Below are 21,629 nucleotides of genomic sequence, written 5' to 3' on the forward strand. Positions count from 1 at the left end.
CACTGGAACATCTGCCATGACTAATCAACTAGGTTCCCTTCTGAGCGTTCCGCTCGACCAAGGCAAATACCCGTTTGCCCTTGATAGAACACAACTGAAGATGACTGGTGACGACTGGGCGTGGAAATTCCTTCGCCTCAACCCCGGCTACCGCCGTGACTACGAGCTGCTTCAAAGTCAACCAGGCCTACTGACAACACTCCGAAGACACCTTCGCAATGGACGGCCGGGTAGTGAATGGTTTGAGAGAGCCAAAGAATTAGATGTCCGGTATTTCAGCTTGAACGGCAAAGTTCTAGGGCCTCAGTGCAAGTGGCCGCATGCTGCCCCTCTCACCCTCAAAGAGTTTCTCGACGCTAATCCCGATATCGACCCAAGAAGGCTTCGAGTGCGGGATTTCGACAGTGTGCGTCTCTATGGCATTGGCGACTGGTTCGATCCATCCTCGCAGGACCTTCCCAAGTTGGACGAAGAGCAGTCATGGTTTTTTAACCTCACTGAGCCGATTTTCTCGGTCGGCAAACCATTTTTTTTCGCGGGGCGCGATAGCGTTTGGAAAGCCGGCCCAACGCTTAAGAAAATTTCTGTCGGATACGCGGGCAACGCAAAGTTCGTTGAACCTCCCGTCGTGTACGGGCGGATCGAAAGCTACAATGATCGAGGTGAGCAGGTAGTCAGTTTTGGCAGGATCGAAAATCTTCCGCGGAAGCGTGCATTTGAAGTACTTTACAAGGACGGCACACTCATTCGCGTCGACGTACCAACTATCACGCCATTCCTATTTACCGGGTTTGTGCGTGAATCCGAGATGGCATTCGCGGTTAGTCTCGATGGTCACATCAAACCGCAGCTGCGCGCGAATCAGAAGGCTGCACTGCACTATCAGGAATTGATGTGTCGGGTGTCTTCGCAGCCTCTCGCAAACTATGCGTCCACCGATCCTGAACCGCAGGTGCTTCCATTCCGGCCGGATCGACCCGCAGCAATTCCGTTTAGTGCAATACGGACGGACCTCTCCGCGTTGGCTCGTGACCCAGCGAGCGCGTGGCAGAACTGGCACGTTGCATTGATTGACGTTGCTTATTCTCTGCCCCAACAGTTCAAGGCAGTCGAAAAACAACTACAGGCCATTCAGCAGCGACTTGGATCGTCGAAGCGACTTGCAAATCCAATACGGCAAAGAGCCGGCACAACGAACCATCAAGAATTCTGGTTAAAGCGTGCACTCTGCATGCTTGAATTGCAACTTGGGCTCCCCAAACGCGCCAACTCGCCGACAGGTGCGGACCGCATTGCGAACGCAATCTATGACCAGACCGATCCGTATCACAAAACCATTTGGGGAGAGAGCGGATGGAAAGCGTGCCCTAAACAGCCTGCGCCAGAGTCCGAGAAACTCAAGAAAGCGCTGCGAACCGGCATCGACCTTGCCATGCACCAGTACACATTCCTGATCGGCGCAGCACCGATCGATCTTGTCGGCGACGACTCATTGATCTGATTTCGCGGCATCGGCCAACAATCCCTCGACGAGATCACGGTCGCTACCCATCAATTGCCTGGATACCGAACTGCCGGTCCCACAACCGCTCGCTTTGGACGAACTTATGCCAGCGGGCCACCCACGTATCCCGGGCCGCCTGATCAGCAATATCCGGCAGCACGCCATTGCGGACGTATTCGAGTCCCCACTTCAGTTCCTCAATGATTGCTGGTGCGGTGGCATCGCAAAGCACCAGGTTCCGAAACTCGGCCGGAACCCGCCAGCGTTTGTCATACGCGAGTTGACGCCCCACTGACTTTAGCTTCCCCATGAGGCCCGCAGCGCGAGGGTCGATATCTGGGCCGCCCGCAGCGAGGATTTTTCGGCGGTGGCGCGTGAAAGTCACGTCAGACAACGACAGTTCGACAGCTTCTCCAGCTTCATATCGAACCAACGTCTTTCGTGCCGCCTCTCCGAGCGAAGCACGATCGAAAGAACCCTCGACGTTCAGGCTCGCGTTATGCCAGAACCAGTCGATAGCGCCGCGCAACGATTCCGGGGTCCACGCGTTCGGATGGGATAGCTTGAGCTTCTCCAGCGTATCGCGGCCGAGGATAATCTCGTTGCGAACGTGGGTATCGATCGTATCGAGGAGTTCCTTCGCACGCGGTCGCATAGACGACACAACCGCATACTTGCTTTTCCCCTTGTTCGTTTTTGCCAAAACCTGGTCGTACTTCTGATACTGACGGAATTCGTCGCCGCTCTTCAGCGTAACGAGCAGGCTGCGGGCATTGTCTTTCTGACGGGACTCTACGTGGCGAACAGAAATATCGTGGCGACTACTGACCGAACGCAGCCCATCGAATGCCTCTCGGGTGCGCCTCATCAGATTCACCTGAGCGTTGCGGCTCTTCGTCTCGATGTGCCACGTCAATTCCAGCAGTTCGGTACTAGTGCGCTTAATGAAATGACTGATCTCGCCCTCTGAGAAACCACAGGCAGTCAAGGCAATCTTCACAAGCAGGGCCGCACAGCGCATTTCAAGACGAATATCGCCTAGGCCCGCATGTGCATAGTTTTGGCCGATAGTCGCTGAAGCAAGCGGGATCTTTACCGACACCATCGCGATCGGGATTCCTCCGACCTGCTCTATCCAGTATCGGACTTCCATCTGCACGCCGGTGAGCGGGCACCGGATGAACGTGGTAACTGCTTTAGTTTTCTGGCAGGAAAGTCGATGGACATCAACATGCGCAAGGCGCTTTCCGTGATGGTCTTGAGGTGGCCCGAGTGGGCCTTTGACGCTAAGTAAGTCAATCATGGCTGCAAAAAGTAAGTGTATTTTGGTAAATCGCACGTGGTTGCTTTAACCGCATCCACGTACGTGTCGACCGCGGTTCACCAATCAGCCTCGGGGCAAGGAAGCCGTCGGAACGGCGCGGGATCGCAGTTGAAGCGCCCGCAACCGCAACGTTCGGCGAGGAGCCAGTCGAGGCCAATATCCGCCCATCGGTCAGGAGGCGGGAAGTGAAAGTGCAGCACCCCCTCCTGGCTTGCGACGCCGACAAAAGGGTTTTCGGTCGCCTCCCACAAAGCGATGACGCACTGAGTGCCGTCTTTCAGCGTGTGCTCGGCTGCACTGCCTACTCTCTGTAACCTCGGGCGCCACGAGTCGCGTTCGTGATGCAGTTGAACCATAATCTTCATGACGCGCACAAGAGCTGGCTCTGGCATCGTCGGAATCGGCTTCAGTCGATATTGCGTTCCTGCAACGACAAAGATCGCCGCCCCTCCTTGCCAAGCTGCGGCGGCATCGTGATGGAACGAAAATGGAACACGTGGGTCGTCAGAGAAAAGACGCAGTTGTCCAGTCACCCGATTTTTCTGTGCGTTTTTTTGAGACTGAACTGCTTTCTGCGACTGAATCAGTTTCTTTTCGTCGCGCGCCATGCTTAATCCTGTATGTCAGTTCTTGCGAACCGTCGACCTGCCACTTGGATTGACAGGTCGCGGTCTCAAAACGTTAGTAATGAGCATGGACTGGATCGCCATGCACCTAGTCAGCTGTCGGGCCGATCGCGTTATTGACCTTGCAGCCAATGCTCGAATTGCGCCGCGTCAATCAATACGCGACGCGTGCCGTGGGGGCGAACAACGCACGCCAGGAACCCGTTGGATTTAAGCCCGCTTTTGGGGTGCTTCGCATACTGCTCGGCCTGAAAGACAAGATGCCGTATGGCACCCTCCGAATACGGATAGCGTTGTGCGGTTTGCTTGATCGTGAGCCAGCGGCGGTCTTCTAGCGGCGTCAGTGCCGGCTCGGCCTTCGGCGTGCCGTAGCGACGCTTGCGTGGTTCCTTCTCGCTGGGCGAGGTTTCCACCGCCGACGCGCTCGGTGGGCAGGTTGCCGGAGCCTCGGCTGAGTGATCAACCCCGGATTTGCCACCTTCGGCCTGTCTGTCGCCGAACTGCGGCACGAGAGCGCGCGGACGTGACTGGCCAGGATGGATGACCTCTCCGGTCATCACGTTCAACGTCGGCCCGACCCAATGCCTTACGGGTTGCCGCTTGGTCCGCGCTGGCGTCGGGTCGACTCCGTCTGCGTGGGACGCGTCCTTCGAAAGCGAAGATGTGAGATGTCGCATGTTCATCAATGCTCCTAGCGATGTTGGAAATGGCGGCTGATGTTGACCGCCGATCCGAATTCCATCGCAACCGACGACGGCAGACCACGGCAAATAAGGAACAGTGATAAAAGGGGACTGCTGCGGGCAGGCTTGCACAGCCTGACTCAAATAAACCTCATGAAATCAAAGGGATGCTTGATTTCGCGATTCCGTTGCGCTTGCCGATGATTCAAGGGGAAATAAGGGGAATCCGGTCGTGGACGCTGGAAATAAGGGGAACCCGGTCGTGGACGCTGCGCGCCGGCCGTGCAGCGATATCGACGAGCGCAGTAGTCCGCCAATAGACCGATAGCTTGAGGGGACCATGCGGACGGCTTACTACATCTGAGTAAGCGGCTCGTACGGGGATCAGGTTGACGAGGATAACCGAGCAGGAAATCTTGGTGCCGCCGTCAAACGCTCCAGGCGCTCTGCCCGAGAAAGCCGGCTGGATTGCTGGACGGCCTGCTGCAGGTCCGCTTCGACGTTAAACAGGAAACGGACGGATTCGTCATCGACTACCAGGGCACGAATATCGATCGGCCGCGTTTGCTGCGGCGACTCCCTCGTCGGGATGAGTTCCATCCAGAGTGCATCGCCGCTCGCGGAAAACAGCATACGGCCGACTTCGAACACGTGCTCCAACGAACAACGTCCCGTATAAACGTCTTTCAAAACGCCGATAACGGGTATGCGGTTGCCGCACGCAAGCTCGGGCCGGTTCCAGTGCGTCACCCATATTGTGCGCGTCGTGCTGGGTGTCGGCCTACTCATGCAACACCAAAAGCTGCCGCTCGATACGTCTTTGCAGATCGCCACCACCGTCGGTACGCGCTTATTTTGCTCGTTTTTGACGCTATGATAATTCCAGATTGTCGTAATAAAGCGCGTCGCCTGTCCTTTGTGCGCTTGGGCCATGGACACGTCGAACGTCGCCCAATGCTGACTAGGGTTTTGGCCGCCTAAGGCCATGATTGCATGCACGTGCCCCGTCGTGAACGCCATCTGCCCTCTCCTAACCTATACACGAACAAGTCGACGGCCGGCCTTATGTGCGGTTTCGTGGTGGCGCCGTAAGAATTCGATCTGCCGCGCCGAGGGAATCTCACGCAGCCGCACTTGACCTCCTGCCAGCGTCAATGCGCGCACACTAGCATCGATACCATCAGCGAGAAGCAGATGTCCGTCCGCATCGAAGCTAATCAGATGAGAGTCGAATAGAGCGTGAAGGTGGGCGCATAACATAAGGCCGTTATGAGCGCTCGTACGCTCCTCCGGCGTAGCTTCGCTCCACGGGACAATGTGGCACGCTTGGACCAATCGCGGCGTTTCTATGTTGGTGAGGGCACATCGTCTTCCCCAAACGTCGACCACGCGCTGAACAAAGACACCGTGGCCAATGCGCTGCGAGGATATCCCCAAGACGTTATATCCCCCACCTTCACCCTCCCGAGAATCATTCTCCTCTCGGTAGAACTCCTCGCCTGTGGGTGACGCATAGCCGTTCATATCTGCCCATACCACCGTTGGGTTGGCACTCATCCGAAAGCCTTCGAAGAACCTGGAGAATGAAACCTCCGCGTGTCCCTCATCTTTCCAAGGCCGCGCCACTGTGAAGGTATAGCGAGGCTTTCGGTCCTTGGTCTGCCCTGTCTTGCATTTGGAAATGCAGGTGCCCACGTAGATGGTTGCTGTGCCTTTGTCAGAATAGAACAGCACGATCGTCTGCCCTTCAATGCCATGCGCCAAAACGGCCTTTGTGACAGGCCAGTGACCGGTCTGTCTCTTGGGAAACAACTTGTCGTTCGTCTCCCTGCTTTCCGGCTTCGGGTTGCTGAGATTGATCGCAAGGAACGGCGTGCGGAGGTTTGGAATGTCGAACCAGCGGTTTAGTTGGGGCATGGTCAGGGCCTGTGCGTCTCTTTGCCTGTCGATCGTATCACGCACGCTTAACAACCACGCGCCCCTTGTACCTCTCCCAGCTCTGCAGTCTCTTTCCGGACCTCGCGCCTACCCTGGTGTCCGCCAAGGCGGATACCGATTCGTCGGTCAAAATTTTTCACTCTTACCGGTGCCGCAGCAAAAATAGATGCTCCCCACATGACGTTTTCGGATAACAAGAACGAATGGTTAGACGTAGAGTATGATTCCGAGAATCAGCGGTGAATCCAGTCCACATGTACACTGAACAAAAGAAATGACTTTTCGCCAATACACAAAGAAACTGTTTGACGACTACGACCTCGTGCTCAGCGATATCCAGCTCAAGTCGATCCTTGGGTTCGAACGCCTGTTCACGGAACACCCACCGAAAGCTGACACCTCAGGCTACGAATTTGTCGAGATTGACTCGGCCGATAGCTTCGACACTATCTGGCGGAGCAGGGGGATGTACATGATTGCCTCTGACTTCGAGCCAAATCTGGAAAAACGGGACGGCTGCCGCCTCCGGATCGAAGGTTTACCCGTTATCTATCGGGGGCAGGCCGATCTTGTCCGCGAGCGCGTCCAGAGCCATTTGGACAACACTCGGTACGTGAAGACGAAGGACAAAAAGAAACAGGGAACGTGGACCCGGTGCCTTAAGCTCGACAGGAAACCGGGGAACGGAGGAATCGATTGCTACGTCGCGCCATATCAGAACTATCGATGGGTGGTCGTCGTGCTGCCCCTACGCGACAGCACGACGGAGTTTCGCAATTGCGCTGAGTGGGGATTTGACGCGGTGTTTGGCAAGCCCATCGCATCCAACGAAAGGGTGCAAGGCCCCAGCAAATCTATCTTGGATGATGCCCGTGTCCGCTTCGCGCACGATCAGCCCGAATAACCTTTTTGGGACCGCAAGCTATCGCTCGAACGAGAGAGCGGAAGAACTCAGTTTCCTGAACTTTGTAGTGGACCAGTCCCAACGATCTCATCATGATCTTCGCCAACGTTTGGCTTAAATGATTATTTGTAGCCCGATGTGGGACCTCGGACGTTGCAATGCTACCGCCGGACGCGGCTGGCGGTAGCCGGTATGAAGAGGGCATTCGCTGACGTCTGAAATCAGGTGGTGCCATCGACGTGAATCTGCCTCTTGAGCACGAACCTATCATCCAAGGTACTTCACAGTCAGTTCAGCCAAATCGCTCGCTTCGCGCGTTCGATGCTCTCGCTAACAGGAACCGAGGCAGTTTCTGCCTGCACAGTAATATCAAAGCGTGTTGATTTGCACGGAAGCCTGACCCACGATTTGCATTGAATTCTGACCCACCCCTTGGACCAGCCTTGCGGGTTATGCGGTGGGTATCTGGGTCTTCTTTCGCTCCTTCTTTGGCTGTGTTGTGCTGTTTCTGAAACGATAGCTATCGTTGCCTGTTTCTACAATGTGGCAGTGGTGTGTGAGCCGGTCGAGCAGCGCGGTGGTCATCTTTGCATCGCCAAACACACTGGCCCATTCGGCGAAGCTCAGGTTGGTGGTGATGATGATGCTGGTGCGCTCGTAGAGCTTGCTGAGCAGATGGAACAGCAGCGCCCCGCCGGTCTGGCTGAACGGCAGGTAGCCGAGTTCGTCCAGCACCACGAGGTCGGCATACATGAGCCGTGTGGCCAGTTGCCCGGGCTTGCCGCCCAGCTTCTCCTGCTCGAGGGCGTTGACCAGTTCGATGGTGGAGAAGAAGCGCACGCGGCGGCGATGATGTTCGAGCGCCTGCACACCGATGGCCGTTGCCAGATGGGTCTTGCCCGTACCGGGCCCACCCACCAGCACGATGTTGTGCGCCGAGTCGATGAAGTCGCACTGGTACAGCTGGCGCACCAGCGCCTCGTCGGCATCGCTGCAGCTGAAGTCGAACCCGCCCATGTCGCGGTACGCCGGGAAGCGTGCCACCTTCATCTGGTACGCGAGGGAACGCACTTCGCGCTCGGCAATCTCCGCCTTGAGCAGCCCGGCCAGCACCAGCGAAGCCGCCTTGTACGCCGGCGAGTCCTGCGCTGCGAGTTCGCCCAGCGCCTGGGCCATGCCGTGCAGCTTCAGTGACTTGAGCATCTGCATCATGGCCTCAGGCTGCATGGCTGTCCTCCCGGCCACGCAGGCGGTCGTAGCGGCCGACGTTGGCCTGTGGCTCGACCTTCAGTGCGAAGGCCTGCGGCGTCTGCAGCGGCGGCACAGGCGGGCTGTCGAGCAGGCGGCTGAGGATGTTCAGTACCGTCTGCTTGTTCGGCACACCCGCCTCAAGCGCCCGCTCAACTGCGGTGAGCACCATCTGTTCGTCGTGCAGCAGCACCAGCGCCAGGATCTCGACCATCTCGCGGTCGCCGCCCGGGTGCCTGAGCAGCACGCCCTGCAGCCTGCGCAAGGCCTCCGGAAACTCGGCGAACGGTGCGCCATTGCGCAGTGCGCCCGGTTTGCGCTGCAGGACGGCCAGGTAGTGACGCCAGTCGTAGACCGTCTCGCCGCGGTCATGGCTGCGGTTGATACGCCGCCCGTGCTCGGCGATCACCTGCCCCTCGGCAACGAACACCAGCCTTGCGGCATACACACGCAGGCTGATGGGCCGGTTGGCGAACGACGCCGGCACGCTGTAGCGGTTGCGTTCGAAGTTCACCAGGCAGGTGGGCGAAACGCGTTTGACATGTTCGACGAAGCCATCGAACGGCTGGCCCACCGGCATCAGGTGGGGCCGCTCGGCCGACCACGCATCCCAGACCGTCATGTCCTGCTCCGGGTGCCGCGTCTGCTGCCACAGCAGTACGCACTGGTCGGCCAGCCAGTCGTTCAGCGCATCCAGTGAACCGAACGCCGGCACCTTCTGCCAGAGGCGGTGGCGGCTGTCCTGGACATTCTTCTCGATCTGCCCTTTCTCCCAGCCCGAGGCCACGTTACAGAACTCGGCATCAAACAGGTAGTGGCTCACCATCGCGCTGAAGCGCGCGTTGACCTCGCGCACCTTGCCGGGACGCACCCGGTCAACGGCAGTCTTCATGTTGTCGTAGATGCCGCGGCGTGGAATGCCGCCCCAGGCGACGAACGCATGATGATGCGCATCGAACAGCATCTCGTGGGTCTGCAGCAGGTAGGCGCGCAGGAAGAAGGCCCGGCTGTGGCTGAGCTTGAGCTGCGCGACCTGCAGCTTGACACGCTCGCCGTTGATCACCGCCCAGTCCTCGCTCCAGTCGAACTGGAATGCCTCGCCAGGGGCAAAGCGCAGCGGCACAAACGTTCCGCGTCCCGTGGTCTTCGCCTGCTCGTGCTGTTCCTGCCGCCACCGCCGGGCAAACGCCGCCACGCGGTCATAGGAGCCCGTGAAGCCAAGCGCGCACAGATCCGCGTGTATCTGCCTGAGCGTCCTGCGCTGCTTGCGCGGCCGGTTCGCCTCGGTCTTGAGCCAGCCTGCGAGCTTCGCGGCAAACCCGTCGAGTTTGCTGGGGCTGTGGCGCTCGGGATAGGCCGGCAGAACCGTGCCGGCCCGGATGTAACGCCTGACCGTGTTTCTGGACACGCCCAGCCGTCTGGAAATCTCGCGCAACGAGACCTGATCGCGAAAGTGCCAGCGTCGGATGATGCTCAATATAGCCACGTCGATCACTCCGTTCCCCTGCCCGTTGCCGAGCAGGTCAGTGTTCTACGTGGGTCAATATTCGATGCAAATTACTGCCCTGGCCGGGTCAGGTTTCCGTGCAAATCAACAATCAAAGCGCGCCAGAGCAATGAGGACCTTATCGAGTTCAGCCACGAGTTCGTTCTTTTGGGTCACTGACAGTGCGTTCACCCTAGCCTTGACAAATGGCTCGATGTCTTTCTTGACGTGCACAGCGTGCGAACGGTGGCTCTCTTCGGCGAGCATAGGAGCAACCGGCCGGAGCTTCTCAATGAGCATATCGTAGCGCGTGACAGAGGTAGTTGAGTCCTGCGTTTCGCGCACAAGCACATAACGCAGGGCCTGGGTGTCGATCTGGTAAGTTTTGAAACCATCGGATCGCCTAGGCTCGCTAGGAAGCCGATATCACGGGTTGAGTGTTTGCTTTCAGGTGCGATGTTGCTAATGCTTATTGATCGTACCGGCTCGCCTACCGCCGACCGCGTCGGGCGGAAGCAGCTGTTGCATTTGGCTAAGCCATCGTTTCGTTACGGCTTTGCCGAATTACGCTACAGCTTTCGACACAGGGTCCGTCTGGGCTTCAGTCGTGGCGTTGGCGTTTAGCCATATGCAACGGCGGCTTTCGCCCGACATGATCGGGAGGTGGCCGAAGCTGTGTGAAAACTCCCGCCGAATGCACCGCCTGACAAACTCGGCTCGCCAGATCACCGCGTACGGGTTTCGAAGCGGTTCGGGAGGGGTAAAGCGACACCCGAAAAGCGGATAGCTTCGAGTTTTTACACAGCCTCGGCCAACTCTGCCATTCGTCTGACCCTTGCAGCAGTCACTCGAACGACTGCTTCGCTCCGAAACCTGCCTCATCTGCAATGGACGGATATCAGCCGAGGCGAACGGTGTCGGATTGGAGTTCGTCTGCCTGTTCGTCGATGCAGACCAGCGATTTAGCAAACCCCAACGATAAGCCATCATCACTGGGTCGACGAAAACCCGTATTCGATCTATTGCGTTGGAAAACTCGCCGCGCGCCGCTTACGAACCACTCGTGAAAAATCTACCTCTCAGATCGGTCTACAAACCGCTCGCGAGCATCGGTCAAGGGTAAGACGACCCCTGAAAACCTCGCTAGGTCGATCATCAACGAGTTTTTCAACACAATAGATCCAAAGCGGGCACCGACGGAGTCGATTCAGTAACCGAGAGTGCGCCGATTCCGGTCGCCACGTGGGAAAATGCGCTGCGGTAAGGCTATTAAACTCAAGGTCCACTGGTTTGGTGGATTAAGCTCAAAGTACATGCAGCGTCCCGCGCTGCGGCCGATGAAAGGCAGGCTGTCGCATAGAAGAACCATCAAGACAAATAAGGTTATGGCTACAAATCCCCAAGCCGTATCGTTGAATACTAACCAGCTTCATCCCTATGCCGCGTTCCAGCTTTACGAATGCGCTACAGCACCTTTGCTGAATCTGAGGGCGCTCGCGGGCGGAATTGCTCAGGAGTTGGCTGCAAGCGGGCCGAACAGCGGCCACATCGTGATCGTGGCCCAGTCCGCGCTGCCGCACAGAGTCGGCACCAGCGGCTGGGCCATACACTTCAAGAAAACTAGCCAGTCGGCCTGGACAGACGATCCAACGGTCGTGGATGTTGAGCAGCACGTCCTACTCCTGATTAGTAACGGGCGAGTTCTTGGCATGTCGACGTCCGCCACGGAAGTTCGCAAGCGTGTCAACGACTATCTGGACGCTCAGCCCGGCTTAACGGCGATGGCAGCAGACGTTCTGGAAAACGCCCTGCTGAGGTCATCCAAGTTGCGCACGCTGTGGTTATCTGGCATCCATAGGAAGTCGCCCTTCAAGGCCGACTCCAAGGTGCTCACGGGACCTCAACTGGAGACCGCGCTCAACCCGTTGGATGATAGAACATTCAGGCCTTCCGCTGGCCGCGCCGACACGGGGCTCCCCGTCGCCAGCGGTGTCTCCAGAGTTGGGGTGAGTCCCAAACGGTCCTATGCCTGGATTGGCCCGACAACCGATGTCGCGGACTTCGCTTCTCGCTTTCAGGCGCTCGTGGGACACATCGCTAACCGGCGCACCAAGACCCTTTCGCCGCTTCCAATCCTCTCGCAGGCGCTGGCCCAAGCACCAACCGCCGGCTCTGTGGTAAAGGCGTTCGATTTTTCTTTTATTTCCACTGACACGGCGGCAGATCTCGATAACACTACGAAGTCGTCCCTAGAAGAGTTCGAGGCGCGGGTCGAGCTTGCGACAACGGGCCATCCTGCAAACCAGGACTTCGCGCTTTACATCCGTGACCGCGACCATGCCAATGCGAATCGCGCCCAACAAGATTGGCAAGTCGATGTCACGGTGACGCTCGCCAACACAGCGGTCACAGCCGTTTTAGCGACCGACTCGCAAGGATGGCCTCGGTGGAATGTATTCAAACAGCTGCTGCGCAACAGATCGATCTGGTCAGTCTGGTACGAGTCGGGGCACAGCCTAGGGGGGGGCGAGTGGACCATACTTGATGCGCGAGCGTCAAGCTACGAAGGGACGATCACCCCGGTCAATTTCTCCGCGGGTAATTGGAACATCGAAAGCGAAAAACCACTTCCGCGTGGCGGGGGGAGGGCTGTTGTCTGGGCACAGATCGGTGCCGACTCATCTTTGTTTTCTTGGTGGATCCGAGATGGCATGGCCCAATGTTTCCCCCACTTTAACAGCGCCACAGATCCTAACTCGTACGCTTTCTGCATCTGTGACGACGGCACCAACGAACTAGCGGACTTCATAGTCTTGGCAAAACATAGGTGCTTTGCGACGCCCACCAATCCGTCACACCTAGCTTTCGTAATGGTACATCTGAAAGCTTCATCGTCCAGCGATCCGGGGCGAAGCATGGCGCCAAAGCAGTACGAAGAGGTACTTGGTCAAGCCACCAAAAACCTGGGCCGAGTCCATTTCCCAGAAACGCTCGAGTATCTGATGGGCCGGCTCGGCCGCGGCGTGGCGATGCTTTGGGAATGGACGGCCAGCCGGTTTCAAGTACTCTTGCCTCGCGGCACAAAGCTGCCGAAGACGGCGCAAGTGCGCACGACGCTAAAGGATTTCAATGGGCAGCGACATCACTTCCACGTCGTTGTGGTGCAACCACATCAGGGCGCTGGCAACTTTAATGCGTCAATGAATGGATCACCAGTCGACTTCAAGACGCATATGCTGTGTACCTTACTTTGCGCCGCGGAGGGTGCGGCACGCGCCTCGTCTGCAAATCTCAACGTCGTCATGTCGCCGTGATTCTTTCCATCTGCTTTGGTTACGTCAGAATGTCCATGATTCATGCGAGCATCGTTGTTCATGTCTACCAGTTCACGCTTGATGCGTAAATCTCAGCGATGTGTCGTAACGGCGCGGGCGCAATTCCATGGCCCGGCGCGCCCACGAATCAATCCACGTGCCAAGCAGCCAGAGCCCGATCGCCTCCTGTCTGCGGGCGAATTCAGCCGGTCGTGTCGGGCGAAAGCCGCTGTTGCGTATGGCTACGGTGCATTGCAATTGGCGCGGACCTTTGCCATCAGAGGCGGAGCCGGCGACAGCCTCTCGTCAGATAAACCGAAATCGGAAGCACGCTTTCCAGAGCGAGCTTCCCATCGTGCAGCCTCGTCGTCGACGGGAGGACCCATTGCCAATGAATCATCACGCAGCGAACTAAGTGAACGGTTAGTGAGCGAGGCGGCGGGGATAGCGTCAATGTAGTACGCGACGTCTCTCGCGAGACGGTCCTCCGCCCATCTCGGGCTGGCCGTGAAATTCGCGCTGATGGCACGCCGCCTTTCCGCCGTGCTCAGCGACCGTTGGAGACGATTCTCCACGTTTCGAACTGCCGTCACAGCCTTGGTGGTTTTCGCCTGACGCACATCCATTTGCACAGCCCGGTCGAAGAAAAATGCGTAGTCGATTTCCGTCGGCCTCCAGCCGTTTGCCCAGTACGAACAGTAGAAATCCGCCACGCCTTCGAAAATGCCGGCAGTTCCCGCGTCTCCCATCACGATGTCGTAGTCGTCGCGAACCTCCTTGACTGCGCCGAGCGCCGCGAACCCGTGACGCCATGCTGCCGCCCTGCTTGCCGATGCATTGACTGCGCTCACCTGGGCCTCCAGCGAGGACGTGCGGTGGGTATTCGCGAATAGCCGGATCGCGTGCGCTTCACTCGCGAAACTTTGATCGATTAACTGAGGAGACTGTTGATCGACAAGCAGCAGAATGGCTTGGACCTGCTGCGCCTGGCCCGCCGTGGCGCCAAGCGGTCCCCACGTGAGAATGCCCGGATCGGTTGTGCCTACGTTGAATTCGATATCAGTGTAGTCCGTGGATTCATAAGATAGCGTCATCGTGTGGGAGCGGTCATGTCCGTCAGGGATTGCTAGATCGGGCGCAACGACGCGCCAGAGACCCGACGAAACGGCACCGTTGCGCGCGGGATCATCCGTAGCAAGCGAGTTAGCGAAATCCGGGCATGCCGCCACCTTCAAAATCACGGCGAACGTCTGCGGACCTAGCGTGCCGTCCGCGAATCTGTCTTCATTTGCGATAGGTATGCCGCACCGCTTCGCAGCCGACGCAAGCCGATGCTGAAACTCCGCTAGCGAACCAAATTTTCCGCCTCGAATACTCTGCTGACCCGAGATCCGAAAGACAACCACCGACTCTTCCGTATTAGTCTGCGCCAATGATTGGACGGCTAACGTGCTCGCAAACATGAACCAAACGACAATCCATATGGTTGGACTTAACATGCCTGCCTCGCGGAATTGTGGGCTCGGGTCGAACCGCATCGAACCGTACGGGAACAACCAATGCAATGTAGAAAGGCCCTGCAGCTTTGCGTCGTCTACCGCTTCAGATTGACCATCGACGGCGCGCGACCAATCGTAAGCTATGCGACGAATCGTTCGGTGCCGGATTCTTAATAAAACTGTTCTCAACAATTCGGCTATTTGGATAAGTGCGCCCGCATTCGGTACCAGTCTTGACGAACTGGGACTGATTGGCGCCTAGGACAATGATCGAAGCTGAGTCCTCGCTAAGATAGAAACCCACGTGACCACTGCCTTTTTCGAAGCGATTCTCAAACACGGCTATGTCACCACGGGCAGTCTGGGTCGCTTCCTGTCCATAGTCTTTAAAGCTCAGTGCAACAGGTGCGTTCGGCGGTATTTTCAGTTTACATCGCTGAAGACACCACGAGATGGTCGCCGCACACCAAGGCGTACAATCACCCGCGTCTTCCTGCTGTGCATAGCCTATGTCGGCGAACATCTGGCGAATCAGCGGGTTTGCGCGATGACCCCAACGCTCATTGAAAAACTCTCCTGTCGTGGACACTTGCGTGATCGCAGCCAGATATTCCATCACGGAAAGCGGTGAGTCGTTGGGAGCGCCGTCCAGTATCTTCCTAGCTGTGTCCACGTCCTCGCGCAAGGCTTGGACTCTGCCATACACCTGGTAGAGAGGAAGCGATGCAATCTCTTTAGCATCGGCCCGCACTGACGAACCGAGCAGTTCAAACGTCGCGCTCGTGCAAACCATTGCAAGCGAACCGCCGAGCATAAATTTCCTGCGAGATCGATTCATATCTGTCCCCACCAGAAGATATCAATACAAAGGTCTGGCTGAGACACCTCGCCGTCGCCCGTCCTACTCCACGACCCTATTGCGCACCGCTCGCAATACCGCTGCACCGGGCTTCTGCACCGGCTGCTGCGATGATCCACTGGGCGTTATTTGAGATGGGGGTGTGCCGCTCACCGTGATGATGTCTCCTGGCGCCGGCGGACCGCTAATCGTAAGCGTCACGGGTGAGCTGTCGTTGTTCATCGTAGCCTCGCCCTGATGAGCGGCTGGATTTACACTTGCATTCAATCGAAACGCTTTCTTCATGGTGAACTTGATAACTCCACCGCTGTCCGGGTCAGCCGACATGCCCACTTGCTTGACTGTTGGGTCCTGACTGATTTTGTTGGCGATCGCCTTGGCGATATCGTCAACCGACGCTCCATCGGGTACGGTATATGAAACGCTAATTTGCCCGGACGCCTGCCCGCCTCCCTGAGATGCCCCCGATTGTAGGGAACTTGAAATAGTGCCCTCCGCCCAGGCCAGCGAGCACTCTTGATGGTATGAAAGGATCCTAGTTCGCTCATTGAAAACGTCAATATTATCTCGTGCAGTTGTGTCAAGACTATCGAGGTATTTCAGATAAGTGCGAATGTCCGTCTGGTACGTGGCCTGGATCGACTGCGCAATATGCGAAATCGACAAGGCGTTCAGATAATCTGCGCTCATGCTTGCTTTCGTCGCGCTGAAAACAGTGCTTCCAGCTGAAAACGCATGCGTAACGGACGTTGGCGTAAAAACCGTCGCCAGCGCCGAAGAAACAGTACTTAACGTATCGAGTAAAAATCCGGAACCAGCCGTTTGTGCAAAGAGTGAGTCGACAAAATCGGAACACTTTCGTTGCGAGTCCTGCACAAGTAAATTTACAACCTGGAATTTGGTCAGCCCACCTGCAGTACCCGCCACATGAGATGCCGGAAGCGCTGCACCCGCGGAAGCCGACGCACCAGAAACAAAAGCCGCCGAGGCCGGAGTATCAGGAGCCTCGGCAAGGGGGGCAGCGGCAAGCTGAAAATTCTGCGGCATATGCGAACATGCCGCCGAGGTCAAAATGAAGCAAAAGCACAAGAACCATTGCGCGAGCTTCATAAGCCCCCCGGTATCACACGCAAAGGAAAACGTACCGAGGAAGAGTACTTTAAGGAAAAAATTACTGCAATAAGAATTCTTGGCTATCGTGGAAAATATTCATCGCGATTCGAGTCCAGAGCTCGCGCAGTGGGCACATACTTCAGATTAATTCGGGTTCCGACTTTCCCAAAGGCACAAAGTCCTCCCTTTGCCAATCGTGTAGTAGGAGTAAGGCCAAAACCAACGTCTATTGATATCCGATCATCGTTTGGGGGGAAGGGCTTCGTCGATCACGATAGGCGGGATCGCAAACTCTTCTAGCCATGTCGCCAGGATATGGCTAGACGAAAAATCAGTAACGAATTGCGGGCGGCGCAGGAACCATTGATTCCTGTATTCGCACCGTTGCCCAAAGGCGGTCGGCGACGTTCGGTCGCCGACCGCGCAGCATTGAACGGCATCTTGTATGTCCTGCAAACGGGCATCCCGTGGGAAGATCTGCCGCAACGACTTGGTTTCGGCAGCCGGGATGACATGCTGGCGACCACTACGGGATTGGCAGACCGCAGGTCAGCGTGAGCATGACCAGATTGATTGGGAACGGGCGAGTCTTGATGCCGCCAGTGTTTCCAGCCCGCGGGGGCCAGGAAACCGGCCCCCGCCCGACAGACCGGGGCAAGCTCGGATCGAAACGGCACATTGTTGTAGATGGCATCACGGCACGTACCGCCCGTCGAGGCGTAGACAGCAAGGAGCGACTCGCGCGGCATCGCTGGGTGGTCGAGCGCACGCATGCCCGGTTTGCCGGCTTCGGCAAACTGCGCATTCGCTTTGCGCGTCGTCTCGATATTTACGTTGCGTTGCTCTCCCTTGCTGCTGCCGTTATCTGTTCACGCTTCGTTGACGACTTGTGTTAGCGACTCCAAGTCACTTCGATCTTCCTGTCGCAGTTGCTCAGTGCGCGCTCCAGAAGTCAGCTACGTCCGCAATGCCAACGTTACGGCGTGCAATCTCGGCGGGTGGGACGTGAAACACCAGCCGGCTTTTCGGTCGCCCCTTGTTCACAATCGGCTCCCAAGATGCCAAGTGGCACTGCGTGAGTCGATTGACGAAGTTGGTCCACTGTGCGGATCCGAGCCTGCGTGTCCATCCCAGCTTTTTGTCTTCCGTCTCAAAGTCATCCGAAAAGACGACGATGGGCGCGTCCGGCCGGCTTATGAGCGCTTCGATGAAGAAATTCGCGGTGTCCAGCCACTCTTGGGTCGCGGCACTGGCCTCTCGGCCAATAATCCCGGCATTTTCGAGGACGCTCCGGATTTTAGGGGTGGTGTCACAGTAAATCTCCGGCGTCTGCATCTCCTGAATCATTTCAGGTGCGATATTACGCAGCAGCTTCAGCGTCGAGATGGCGTCCACTTCGAGATACCTGATGGATGTGTTCTTGACATCCACAGTTGCCGCCCCCTTCGAAACAAGGAGCTGGTCAATGCTCGAATCTTGCATGCCTAGATGACTGTTGTGTCCTTTGCTTAACTTGACAGTCTGAAACACAAGTCCCGGCACAGAAAGGTGTGGCGGCATACCTGCATCATGATCGAGCAATGCGGCCCAAAGGCTGCCGACGTTCTTCTTCCATATGAGCGAGATGTTTTCTCTTGGCAGAAGCACGTTCAATGCGCTGCGTGCAGCTTCGGGGTTGGCCGCCACAAACCATTCGATGACCGCAGGATGGATCGCGCCCCTGGCGAAAAAGTTGACAACGTAGGCGTTGTCTATGCCGGCTTCAAATCTCCGCTGCAGTGCTAGTGAAAGAAAGCAATCGTAGATTACTTCGTGAGAGAAGCCGAATTTGCTGTCGCCCGCGATTAGTTCTCCTACAGACAGACCGCACAATGAGGTTAGCCTGCGTCGCAATCCCGGGCGTCCTTTGTCTATATCGTTAAGCCCTAATGCAGCACCCGCGCAGAGTTCAAGATACGACTGCTCCAGTTCACGCTTGCCCTCAAGGTGCATCATCTCGGCAAACTCGCCGAACAAAACCTGGAGCTCTGGTGCCGTGAGTATTGGAACGTTGTTTTGGTCGAGGATCTTCATCGACTCGCGTTCAAGGTACTGCTCGACGACGACCTGAAAGATTCCAACTGATTCCGCACGCAAGCCACTTCGACTTGCGCACCATGTCGCATACGCTTTGGCAAAAAACGGGATGGTCAGTAGGTGCCAGTCTCGATCACTGAGATCGAACAGGGCATCATCCCGAACGCCGTAGCTTCGAATGAAGGCATTGGTTTCGCTGCGACTCCATGGCTGAATGTCCGCCACCGTGTGCTCTACATTAAGGTCAGTCGTCTCGCTAAGAGCGCGACGATAACGGGTCATGTAGTATGACGAGCGTGCGGAGGCGATCATTACGCCATGACCGCGCAAATCGCGAAACCATCCTTCGAGCGAGCCAAGCGGATTGTCGTAGCCACTACTACCTAAGAGCTCATCGAAACCATCGACGATAAGCACGAGCAGGCCATTCCTACACAATGTCTTGGCGCTCTGGCTATCAAGGATGCGCGTGATGCTCAGCGAAGTATTGATAGCGTCGTCTAAGTTGGAGAGGGCACGACCAGCCGAACTCACGAATAGGTACAGGGGTGCGTCGCTCGCAGGGTCGATCTCAACTGCGCGTGCGCGTTCACGAGCGAGGGTCAGAAGCAACTCGGTCTTGCCCATGCCAGCGTCGCCGACAACAAAGAATACAGTCGTAAAACTCTTGGACGGCTCGCAGGCCGCGTCTGCTCGCTGCTTAAGATCGACGCGCTCCGGAGCTGATCTGCGAGAATCGGACTCCTCGACCAAAACAGCGGGAATCTTCATTCCAGCGGCTGGCTGCGGGCGACCGGTCTCCGCGACCTGCTTGCGCCTTTCCTGCTCGTCTAGTTCTATGCGCACACGCCGAGCGAGGACGCCCCAATTCGCCATAGTTCGCAGGAAGTCCAAATATCCGATCCAAGCTCCGGCGCCGGCGTCAAACCATTCATAGCGGTTATTCTGTCCGCGCCGAAACTGGTCCGTCCTATGTACGTTCCCTTGACTGCTGGGCTGCGTCCAAGTGACAAAGATGACTCCGGCGTACTGCCCTTCCCCGAAGTCATAGGACGGCGGCGAATGGTCTTCGCAGAACCCCGCAATGTCTCGTGTGATCTCATATAGGAACTGGCCGAAGTGCTTGGCCGTGGGATCCTTGCTCAGGAAGCCGTCGCGGAACGCTTGGGTGTTTTCTGTAGTGGTCAACTGATTCCGGACACTGCGTTAAGTTTTTCTTCCGCGACAGCCGGCGCCAGTCCGTCGTTGAACTGATGCGGCCGTATCCAGTTGTACCGATGCATCAGGTAGTGACTGATATCCCGGTGTGCTTCCTGCGCCGACATGTAACCCACTGACGGCAGCCATTCCGTCTTGAAGCTGCGGAACAGCCGCTCCATCGGGGAATTGTCCCAGCAATTTCCACGACGGCTCATGCTCTGCTTTACCCGGTAGCGCCACAGACGCTGACGGAACTTCCGGCTTGCGTATTGGCCGCCCTGGTCCGAGTGAAACAACAACCCTTGCGGTCGGCCTCGTTGCTCGTAGGCCATCTCCAACGCCCGCACGACCAAATCGGCGTCCGGGCGTGTCGAGAAAGCCCAACCGACAACTCGCCGCGTGAACAGGTCGAGCACGACCGCCAGATAATGCCAACGGCCTTGTGCCCAGACATACGTGATGTCGCCGCACCAGACCTGATTCGGCGCACCAACCTCAAACTGACGGTTGAGATGGTTCGGAATATCGATCCGCTCAACCGTCGCCTGTTTGTACGCATGACTGCCGGGTTGCTTGCAAATCAACCCCAGCTCTTCCATCAAGCGGCTGACCTTGAAGCGGCCAATCGCCGTACCTTCCTCGCGCATCATGCCCATGATGCTGCGACTGCCGGCTGAGCTTCGACTCTCGATGAACAGCTCGTGTACCCGGCTACGCAGTGCCATTCGCTCGGCATCAACACGTCGGGCTCGCCCTCGGTGGGCATACAGGCAGGACCGCGACACGTCGAATACCGCGCAGATCAGCTCGACCGATTCGCTTGCGCCAATCTGATCAATTACTTCGTACGTTCGATGCCTTCCGACATCAAGAGCGCGGTAGCCTTTTTTAAAATGGCCTTCTCACGCTCGAGGCGTTCGATACGCGCCTCGAGTTCCTGAATACGCTGTTGATCCGGCGTGATTGCCTTGCCCTTCGGCGTGACGCCCTGGCGTTCCATCTGAAGTTGCTGCACCCAGCGGCGCAGCACCGTCTCGCCGACGCCGACCGAACGGCTCGCCTCTGAAAAGTTATAGCCCTGGTCAAGCACCAGGCTGGCTGCTTGCTGTTTGAACTCGGGGGAAAACGAACGACGTTGCTTCGGCATCAGACACCTCTCCATGGCGAGCATTCTCGCCTAAATCAGTGTCCGGGTTCATTAGGCCACTACATTCCGGGCGGTGGTTGCGATAGGCTCCGGTCGCAGGGCAAAGGTAGTACACACCGTCAGAGTCGAAAGTTGAATAAATGCCGATCACGCCTTGCGTCACATTGGCGTCCCAGACAGGACAGAGTTCCTGCACGTCAGCGCCGCACCAAGCCTTGATGGAGACCCCGCTCGCGGTATAGGTGAACTTTTCTAACTGTGCATCGAGGCGCTGCGTGATTGCCTCCGAAAACTCGCGTAGCGCATCGCGGATGGCAGCAGCTGATACTTCCTCAACTGGAATTGGAGTGCCATGTGAAAGCTCATCCCGGATGGTCTTGAAGCTTTTGCCGTCGTAGATGTTCTTCGAAAACTCACTGAGAAACCCTTCAGCGAATTCAGCCCATCCGGCGACGACCGAATCTTTACTAGCGCTCCATTTCTTGGCGAGCTTAATTCCGCTTAGCATCGCGCCGACCCCCGGGGTATCGCCAAGCTTGATCGGAGCGGCGGCGCGAACGCTGTACGCCGCCAGCAGCGTCAGTGCGACTTTTATGTGGAAATCTACAAGTGCCGCGTATTCTCGGGCGTCTGACGGCGATTGAGTCAAGCGCTTGCTGTACGGCATTGAATAGCCGCGAATTAGATCTGAGAGTTTCCCTTGCATAA

General features: G+C 57.1%; 17 protein-coding genes and 1 pseudogene. 4 read left to right on the top strand and 14 right to left on the bottom strand.

What is annotated here, in order from left to right; all coding sequences use genetic code 11:
- The first annotated feature begins 16 nt into the window (after positions 1–16).
- Positions 17–1,501 (top strand): hypothetical protein, encoded by a 1,485-nt coding sequence (locus U0042_RS18230; protein WP_157977941.1) that lies wholly within the window; start codon positions 17–19, stop codon positions 1,499–1,501.
- Positions 1,502–1,544: 43 nt separating this feature from the next.
- Here the strand turns inward: U0042_RS18230 and U0042_RS18235 are convergent, their stop codons facing one another.
- The 5 genes from U0042_RS18235 to U0042_RS18255 all read right to left on the bottom strand — a co-directional run bounded on the left by U0042_RS18235 (position 1,545) and on the right by U0042_RS18255 (position 6,054).
- On the bottom strand, positions 1,545–2,843 hold the full coding sequence (locus tag U0042_RS18235) for a hypothetical protein (RefSeq protein ID WP_157977942.1): 1,299 nt from the start codon (positions 2,841–2,843) through the stop codon (positions 1,545–1,547).
- 41 nt (positions 2,844–2,884) lie between these two features.
- A complete protein-coding gene (locus U0042_RS18240; protein WP_157977943.1) occupies positions 2,885–3,436 on the bottom strand; it encodes a hypothetical protein in 552 nt (183 codons plus the stop codon).
- Between the two features lie 131 nt (positions 3,437–3,567).
- The gene (locus U0042_RS18245) at positions 3,568–4,020 is read right to left on the bottom strand and encodes a hypothetical protein (protein WP_157977944.1); all 453 of its coding nucleotides are present in this window, start codon (positions 4,018–4,020) and stop codon (positions 3,568–3,570) included.
- Positions 4,021–4,521: 501 nt separating this feature from the next.
- Positions 4,522–5,157 carry a hypothetical protein gene (locus U0042_RS18250; RefSeq protein ID WP_114815415.1) on the bottom strand — a complete coding sequence of 212 codons (636 nt, stop codon included), beginning with the start codon at positions 5,155–5,157 and terminating at the stop codon, positions 4,522–4,524.
- 15 nt (positions 5,158–5,172) lie between these two features.
- Complete coding sequence (locus U0042_RS18255) at positions 5,173–6,054, bottom strand: HNH endonuclease (RefSeq protein ID WP_114815416.1); 882 nt, start codon at positions 6,052–6,054, stop codon at positions 5,173–5,175.
- Positions 6,055–6,349: 295 nt separating this feature from the next.
- Here U0042_RS18255 and U0042_RS18260 point away from each other — a divergent pair, with 295 nt between their 5' ends.
- Entirely contained in the window at positions 6,350–6,979 is a 630-nt protein-coding gene (locus tag U0042_RS18260) for a hypothetical protein (protein ID WP_114815417.1), read from the top strand.
- Positions 6,980–7,429: 450 nt separating this feature from the next.
- Here U0042_RS18260 and istB read toward each other — a convergent pair whose 3' ends face one another.
- The 3 genes from istB to U0042_RS18275 all read right to left on the bottom strand — a co-directional run bounded on the left by istB (position 7,430) and on the right by U0042_RS18275 (position 10,013).
- Entirely contained in the window at positions 7,430–8,206 is a 777-nt protein-coding gene (gene istB, locus U0042_RS18265) for an IS21-like element helper ATPase IstB (RefSeq protein WP_327204976.1), read from the bottom strand.
- Positions 8,196–9,722: an IS21 family transposase gene (gene istA, locus U0042_RS18270; RefSeq protein ID WP_327204975.1), complete on the bottom strand. Its 1,527-nt coding sequence runs from the start codon at positions 9,720–9,722 to the stop codon at positions 8,196–8,198. Before istA ends, istB begins: the two co-directional genes overlap by 11 nt.
- A gap of 96 nt (positions 9,723–9,818) precedes the next feature.
- Complete coding sequence (locus U0042_RS18275) at positions 9,819–10,013, bottom strand: hypothetical protein (RefSeq protein WP_114815472.1); 195 nt, start codon at positions 10,011–10,013, stop codon at positions 9,819–9,821.
- A gap of 950 nt (positions 10,014–10,963) precedes the next feature.
- Between U0042_RS18275 and U0042_RS18280 the strand changes: the two genes are divergently transcribed.
- On the top strand, positions 10,964–13,027 hold the full coding sequence (locus tag U0042_RS18280; RefSeq protein WP_157977949.1) for a hypothetical protein: 2,064 nt from the start codon (positions 10,964–10,966) through the stop codon (positions 13,025–13,027).
- 242 nt (positions 13,028–13,269) lie between these two features.
- Here U0042_RS18280 and U0042_RS18285 read toward each other — a convergent pair whose 3' ends face one another.
- The 3 genes from U0042_RS18285 to U0042_RS18295 all read right to left on the bottom strand — a co-directional run bounded on the left by U0042_RS18285 (position 13,270) and on the right by U0042_RS18295 (position 16,495).
- Positions 13,270–14,526: a hypothetical protein gene (locus U0042_RS18285; RefSeq protein WP_157977950.1), complete on the bottom strand. Its 1,257-nt coding sequence runs from the start codon at positions 14,524–14,526 to the stop codon at positions 13,270–13,272.
- A gap of 103 nt (positions 14,527–14,629) precedes the next feature.
- A complete protein-coding gene (locus U0042_RS18290) occupies positions 14,630–15,364 on the bottom strand; it encodes a hypothetical protein (protein WP_157977951.1) in 735 nt (244 codons plus the stop codon).
- 63 nt (positions 15,365–15,427) lie between these two features.
- On the bottom strand, positions 15,428–16,495 hold the full coding sequence (locus U0042_RS18295) for a hypothetical protein (protein WP_157977952.1): 1,068 nt from the start codon (positions 16,493–16,495) through the stop codon (positions 15,428–15,430).
- A gap of 318 nt (positions 16,496–16,813) precedes the next feature.
- Here U0042_RS18295 and U0042_RS18300 point away from each other — a divergent pair.
- A pseudogene (locus tag U0042_RS18300) lies at positions 16,814–17,394 on the top strand (transposase).
- A gap of 37 nt (positions 17,395–17,431) precedes the next feature.
- Here U0042_RS18300 and U0042_RS18305 read toward each other — a convergent pair.
- The 3 genes from U0042_RS18305 to U0042_RS18315 form a co-directional block, all read right to left on the bottom strand.
- The gene (locus tag U0042_RS18305) at positions 17,432–19,762 is read right to left on the bottom strand and encodes an NACHT domain-containing protein (RefSeq protein WP_114815476.1); all 2,331 of its coding nucleotides are present in this window, start codon (positions 19,760–19,762) and stop codon (positions 17,432–17,434) included.
- Positions 19,759–20,921 (bottom strand): IS3 family transposase gene (locus U0042_RS18310; RefSeq protein ID WP_327204982.1). Its coding sequence is split into 2 segments (ribosomal slippage): positions 19,759–20,666 and positions 20,666–20,921, totalling 1,164 coding nucleotides; the frame shifts between segments, so codons are not numbered across the junction. Before U0042_RS18310 ends, U0042_RS18305 begins: the two co-directional genes overlap by 4 nt.
- Positions 20,857–21,627: a hypothetical protein gene (locus tag U0042_RS18315; RefSeq protein ID WP_327204986.1), complete on the bottom strand. Its 771-nt coding sequence runs from the start codon at positions 21,625–21,627 to the stop codon at positions 20,857–20,859. Before U0042_RS18315 ends, U0042_RS18310 begins: the two co-directional genes overlap by 65 nt.
- Between the last annotated feature and the right edge of the window lie 2 nt (positions 21,628–21,629).

It is taken from the genome of Paraburkholderia kururiensis, assembly GCF_034424375.1.
GTDB lineage: Bacteria > Pseudomonadota > Gammaproteobacteria > Burkholderiales > Burkholderiaceae > Paraburkholderia > Paraburkholderia kururiensis_A.

Coding starts and splice junctions, on each gene's coding strand:
- U0042_RS18285 (WP_157977950.1), bottom strand. CDS start 14,526: ATGTTAAGTCCAACCATATGGATTGTCGTTTGGTTCATGTTTGCGAGC.
- istB (WP_327204976.1), bottom strand. CDS start 8,206: ATGCAGCCTGAGGCCATGATGCAGATGCTCAAGTCACTGAAGCTGCAC.
- U0042_RS18260 (WP_114815417.1), top strand. CDS start 6,350: ATGACTTTTCGCCAATACACAAAGAAACTGTTTGACGACTACGACCTC.
- U0042_RS18255 (WP_114815416.1), bottom strand. CDS start 6,054: ATGCCCCAACTAAACCGCTGGTTCGACATTCCAAACCTCCGCACGCCG.
- U0042_RS18315 (WP_327204986.1), bottom strand. CDS start 21,627: ATGCAAGGGAAACTCTCAGATCTAATTCGCGGCTATTCAATGCCGTAC.
- U0042_RS18295 (WP_157977952.1), bottom strand. CDS start 16,495: ATGAAGCTCGCGCAATGGTTCTTGTGCTTTTGCTTCATTTTGACCTCG.
- U0042_RS18240 (WP_157977943.1), bottom strand. CDS start 3,436: ATGGCGCGCGACGAAAAGAAACTGATTCAGTCGCAGAAAGCAGTTCAG.
- U0042_RS18290 (WP_157977951.1), bottom strand. CDS start 15,364: ATGAATCGATCTCGCAGGAAATTTATGCTCGGCGGTTCGCTTGCAATG.
- U0042_RS18280 (WP_157977949.1), top strand. CDS start 10,964: ATGCGCTGCGGTAAGGCTATTAAACTCAAGGTCCACTGGTTTGGTGGA.
- U0042_RS18275 (WP_114815472.1), bottom strand. CDS start 10,013: ATGCTCATTGAGAAGCTCCGGCCGGTTGCTCCTATGCTCGCCGAAGAG.
- U0042_RS18230 (WP_157977941.1), top strand. CDS start 17: ATGACTAATCAACTAGGTTCCCTTCTGAGCGTTCCGCTCGACCAAGGC.
- U0042_RS18250 (WP_114815415.1), bottom strand. CDS start 5,157: ATGGCGTTCACGACGGGGCACGTGCATGCAATCATGGCCTTAGGCGGC.